Origin of the sequence: Bradyrhizobium sp., from assembly GCF_017881085.1 — a bacterium.
GTDB lineage: Bacteria > Pseudomonadota > Alphaproteobacteria > Rhizobiales > Xanthobacteraceae > Bradyrhizobium.
On record NZ_JADGRI010000380.1, the window covers coordinates 1 to 4,553 of the forward strand.

The window sequence follows — 4,553 nt, forward strand, 5'->3', positions numbered from 1 at the left end:
CGGCCAGGCGCAGCGCGTGGCGCTGGCGCGGGCGCTGTACGGCAATCCGTTCCTGATCGTGCTCGACGAGCCGAACTCCAATCTCGACACCGAGGGCGATGAGGCGCTGACGCGGGCGGTTCGCGCCGCGCGCGAGCGCGGCGCCATCGTGGTGGTGGTCGCGCACCGGCCGATCGGCATCGAGGGCGTCGACCAGCTCCTGGTCCTGAAGGACGGCCGCATGCAGGCCTTCGGTCCCAAGGAAACCGTGCTCGGGCAGGTGCTGCAGCGGGTCGCGCCGCCGACGCCGATCAAGATCGTTTCCGAGGGCGGGATAGCCAAATCATGATCAGCCAAATCATGGGCGGCAGCGAGAAGCAGGGAGCGCAGAAATCGATCCAGCTGCATCTGGTGATCGGGCTCGCCATCATCGTCGTTCTGGCCGGGGGGCTTGGCGGCTGGGCCTCGACGGCGGAGATCTCGGGCGCGCTGATCGCGCCGGGACAGATCGTCGTCGAATCGAACGTCAAGAAGGTGCAGCACCCGACCGGCGGCGTCGTCGGCGAAGTGCTTGCGCGCGACGGCGATCTGGTCAAGGCCGGCCAGGTGGTGGTGCGGCTCGACGACACCGTCACCAAGGCCAACCTCGCGATCGTCACCAAGAATCTCGACGGGTTGTGGGCGCGGGCGGCGCGGCTACAGGCCGAACAGCAGGGCCTCAACAAGATCGTGTTTCCCAAGATGCTGCTCGACCGCGCCGACGATCCCGACGTCAAGACCGTCATCGCCAGCGAGACCAAACTGTTCGAGGTACGCGTCACCGGCAGGATCGGACAAAAGGCGCAGTTGCACGAGCGCATCACGCAATTGAATGAAGAGATCGCCGGCCTGACCGCGCAGGAGACGGCGAAGAATCAGGAAATCGCGCTGGTGGAAAAGGAGCTGACCGGGGTCCGCCAGCTCTATGATCAGCATCTGATACAGTTGACGCGCCTGACCACGCTGGAGCGCGACGCGGCCAGGCTCAACGGCGAGCGGGCGCAATACATCGCATCGCGCGCGCAGGCCAAGGGCAAGATCACCGAGACCGAGCTGCAGATCATCCAGGTCGACAAGGACATGGTCAGCGACGTCTCCAAGGATCTGCGCGAGACCAACGACAAGATCGGCGAATATGTCGAGCGCAAGGTCACGGCCGAAGACCAGTTGCGGCGCACCGACATCCGCGCCCCGCAGGATGGCATGGTGCTGCAATCCCAGGTTCATACCGTCGGCGGGGTGATCACCGCCGGCGACGCCATCATGACGATCGTCCCGCAAAGCGACGATCTTCGGGTCGAAGCCAAGGTCAACCCGCAGGATATCGACAAGCTGCAGATCGGCCAGAAGACGCTGTTGCGGCTGTCGGCCTTCAACCAGCGCACCACGCCGGAACTGAACGGCGTCGTCACCCGCGTCTCGCCCGACGTCACCACCGACCAGCGCACCGGGCAATCCTATTACACGATCCGCGTCTCGATGCCGCCTGAGGAGCTCGCCCGTCTCGGCGACGCCAGGCTGATCCCCGGCATGCCGGTCGAAGCCTTCGTGCAGACCGGCGACCGCACCATGCTGTCCTATCTGATCAAGCCGCTCAGCGACCAGTTGATGCGCGCGTTCCGGGAGAAGTGATTCTCTCGATCGTCATCCCTGCGAAAGCAGGGACGACGACCAATTGTCGAATGATCACCGCGACAGCTTCTTCCAGTGACCGAACCATGCCTCACTAAGGCGCTTTCAGGCCCAGCAACGCCTCCAGCCGCTCGAGTGTTCGGGCAAGCTCCAGCGTTTCCCGTCTCAGGTCCACTAAACCTTGCTGCGAGCCCTGTTCGGCGATTTCGAGTATTTCGCCCCGGATAACAGTCAGTTTCTTGCGCCAATCGTCCATTCGGATGCGATCGGCAAGCCTGGACGCAAAGAAGTCGTCGACGGGGACTTGATCCTTGGTCGGTTCAGGAACGGAGCTGTTGGGCCAGTCGTGTGGCATCGCCATGCGCACCATCGATCAAATGATTCGGCAAGTGAATCTTGCCGCCAAATGTGTCAAAAGTTGATGGTCTGAAGAAGCCGCTGGACAGGAAGCTGCCGCGCCGTAGCGCCACCGATGCCAATTCAGGGCGCGCCAGCGGCTACTCCGCTCGTGCCTGATTGAGCTTTCTCCGCCCGGTGCGGCAGCTTCCAGTCCGGCCGAACGAAGTGACAGGTGTAGCCGTCAGGATATTTCTCCAGATAATCCTGATGCTCGGATTCGGCCTCCCAGAACGGCCCGGCTTGTGCCACCTCGGTGACGACCTTGCCCGGCCAAAGGCCCGACGCATCGACATCCGCAATGGTGTCTTCCGCGACCCGCTTCTGCTCGTCGCTGGTATAGAAGATGGCCGAGCGGTAGCTCGCTCCGCGGTCGTTGCCCTGGCGGTTCAGCGTCGAGGGATCATGGATCTGGAAAAAGAATTCCAGCAGCTTTCGATAGCTGATGATCTGCGGATCGAAGATAATCTCAATGGCTTCCGCGTGATTGCCGTGGTTGCGATAGGTCGCGTTCGGCACCTCGCCGCCGGTATAGCCCACCCTGGTTGAAATCACGCCTGGATAGCGGCGCAGCAGATCCTGCACCCCCCAGAAGCAGCCGCCGGCAAGGACTGCGCGTTCCGTCGAGACTGTCATGCCTGTCCTCCTTCGGTTTGCGGTCGTCGCCCCCGACGCTTTATCGAAGACGCATAATGCGGCCGAACCATGCATTAGCGCAACTATCCGCGAACGGCTGCCATGCACCTTCACCGTAGCGTGATGTGGCCGGTTCACGGAACCGGTTTAACTTCAGGCCGCTGCGCGGGCTTATTTCGAGGAGGGAGGACTGGAACGTGAAGATAATGATCATCGCACTTTCTGCCGCCGCTCTCATCGCCGCCGCACCGGCCGTGCTTGCCCAGGGTGTAGCAAGCAAAGCACCGGCTCCGCAGCATAAGGTCTCCCAGCAACATCACCGTGGCGTCTCCGGCTACGCTGCGCCGCGCCAGATGCAAGCCAAAGGCTCGAAGAACGGCTATCCCGGAGCTTTCGGTTACGCGCCTGCCGCACCCACTGCTTTGGACAGAGATCTCGAAATGTCCAGACAAGCTGGCGGCGGCGGAGGCGGAGGCGGTGGCGGCGGCGGCGGCGGCATGTGAGCCATCGCGCTGCCGCGGGGTATGACGACCCTGCTTGTTGTGATCGCGAACGCGACACACTCAACGTCGTCCCTGCTTTCGCAGGACGACGGCGAAAAATTACCGCGACAGATTCTGCAGCAGCAGATTCAGCGCCGTACCCGCAAACACCCGCATGTTGGCAAGCCGGTCGCTGCTGCCGGTCTCCAGCGTGATCACGTGCGACTCCGGCCCCGCGACCGCCATGCAGCTATGGCCGGCGGCGTCGCCGTAGCGGTTGCCGGTCGGTCCCGTGGCGCCGGTTTCCGACAGGCCCCAGTCGGTGGCAAAGCGCTGGCGGATCTGGCTCGCCAGCAATTTCGCGTAGGGCTCCGAGGCCGAGCGGATTCCTTTCATCGCGTCGTCCGGGATATCCATCAGGATCCGCCGCGCGTCGCGCGTATAGATCACGCCGCCGCCGAGGAAATAGGCCGACGCACCGGGCACCGCGAGCAGGCTTGCCGAAATCAAGCCGCCGGTCGAGGATTCCGCAATCGCGATGGTCTGTTTTCGCTCGATCAGTTTTGCGGCGATCTTCTCGGCGATGGCAACGAGGTCCTTCATCTACCCTCAACTCCTGTGGAGGATTCGCTTCAGCAATGGTGGCTTGCTCTCCGGCTTGTCGGCAAGCGAGTGATAGACCACGCGAATGAAATTCTTGCCGGCCAATTCCGTCGGCGCCCATTTCGCATCGAGATCGGCGAACGGTTGGGCGGCCACCGCGTCGTCTTCGCTTTTTCCCTCCTGCACCAGCTTTGCCATGCGGTCGCGCGCGGTGACCAGCATGGTCCGGTATTCGATCAGCGCCGCCTTGTCGGCGATCGGCCCGTGGCCCGGCACGATGCGAGTCCTGGCGTTGGTCAGCTTGAGATAGGCGTCGGTGGCCGCGATCATGCCCTTGATGTTGCCGCCATTGGCGAAATCGATGTTGGGATAGCGGCCGTTGGTGAAGGTGTCGCCGGTCGACAGCACGTTGGCGGTCTTGAACCAGACATAGGTGTCGCCGTCGGTATGCGCGTTGGCGATGTGCTTGAGATCGGCGACGCGGCCGGGCAGCCTGATCTTGGAAAAATTCGTATAGGTGTCGGACGGCAATGCGTCCTTCGGCGCCGGCGGGGTCTTGGCGCCGGTCAGGCCGTTGGTGGTGCCGGCGGCCAGCCGGTTCTTGACGTTGTCCTGGGCGACGATGGTCGCGCCGTCCCTGGCGAAGGGTTCGTTGCCGCCGGTATGGTCGCCGTGGAAATGGGTGTTGATGAGGTATTTGATCGGCTGGTTGGAGAGGAGCGCGATGGCGGCCTTGATCCTGTCGTGCAGCGGCGCGAACTCGCCGTCCACCATGATGATGCCGTC

General features: G+C 63.2%; 6 protein-coding genes and 1 pseudogene. 3 read left to right on the forward strand and 4 right to left on the reverse strand.

Annotation, left to right across the window (positions count from 1 at the left end):
* Positions 1 to 328, forward strand: a pseudogene (locus QZ213_RS24925) (type I secretion system permease/ATPase); the annotation flags it as partial.
* Positions 325 to 1,650, forward strand: coding sequence for an HlyD family type I secretion periplasmic adaptor subunit (locus QZ213_RS24930; RefSeq protein ID WP_291688736.1), 1,326 nt, complete (start codon positions 325 to 327; stop codon positions 1,648 to 1,650). The pseudogene QZ213_RS24925 and the gene QZ213_RS24930, both read left to right, overlap by 4 nt.
* 94 nt (positions 1,651 to 1,744) lie before the next feature.
* Here QZ213_RS24930 and QZ213_RS24935 read toward each other — a convergent pair whose 3' ends face one another.
* Together QZ213_RS24935 and msrA are read right to left on the reverse strand one after the other, a co-directional pair.
* Complete coding sequence (locus tag QZ213_RS24935) at positions 1,745 to 2,011, reverse strand: hypothetical protein (RefSeq protein WP_291688737.1); 267 nt, start codon at positions 2,009 to 2,011, stop codon at positions 1,745 to 1,747.
* 119 nt (positions 2,012 to 2,130) lie between these two features.
* Positions 2,131 to 2,682 (reverse strand): peptide-methionine (S)-S-oxide reductase MsrA, encoded by a 552-nt coding sequence (gene msrA, locus QZ213_RS24940; protein ID WP_291688738.1) that lies wholly within the window; start codon positions 2,680 to 2,682, stop codon positions 2,131 to 2,133.
* Positions 2,683 to 2,879: 197 nt separating this feature from the next.
* On the opposite strand from msrA, the gene QZ213_RS24945 reads away from it, so the two are divergent.
* On the forward strand, positions 2,880 to 3,185 hold the full coding sequence (locus tag QZ213_RS24945) for a hypothetical protein (protein WP_291688739.1): 306 nt from the start codon (positions 2,880 to 2,882) through the stop codon (positions 3,183 to 3,185).
* Between the two features lie 99 nt (positions 3,186 to 3,284).
* Here QZ213_RS24945 and QZ213_RS24950 read toward each other — a convergent pair whose 3' ends face one another.
* Complete coding sequence (locus QZ213_RS24950) at positions 3,285 to 3,767, reverse strand: CinA family protein (protein ID WP_291688740.1); 483 nt, start codon at positions 3,765 to 3,767, stop codon at positions 3,285 to 3,287.
* 6 nt (positions 3,768 to 3,773) lie between these two features.
* On the reverse strand, positions 3,774 to 4,553 hold a 780-nt coding region (locus tag QZ213_RS24955), incomplete at its 5' end, for an MBL fold metallo-hydrolase (protein WP_291688741.1).

What these genes read in the sequence shown, in the direction of transcription:
- msrA (WP_291688738.1), bottom strand. Translation starts at nt 2,682, where the DNA reads ATGACAGTCTCGACGGAACGCGCAGTCCTTGCCGGCGGCTGCTTCTGG.
- QZ213_RS24950 (WP_291688740.1), bottom strand. Translation starts at nt 3,767, where the DNA reads ATGAAGGACCTCGTTGCCATCGCCGAGAAGATCGCCGCAAAACTGATC.
- QZ213_RS24930 (WP_291688736.1), top strand. Translation starts at nt 325, where the DNA reads ATGATCAGCCAAATCATGGGCGGCAGCGAGAAGCAGGGAGCGCAGAAA.
- QZ213_RS24935 (WP_291688737.1), bottom strand. Translation starts at nt 2,011, where the DNA reads ATGGCGATGCCACACGACTGGCCCAACAGCTCCGTTCCTGAACCGACC.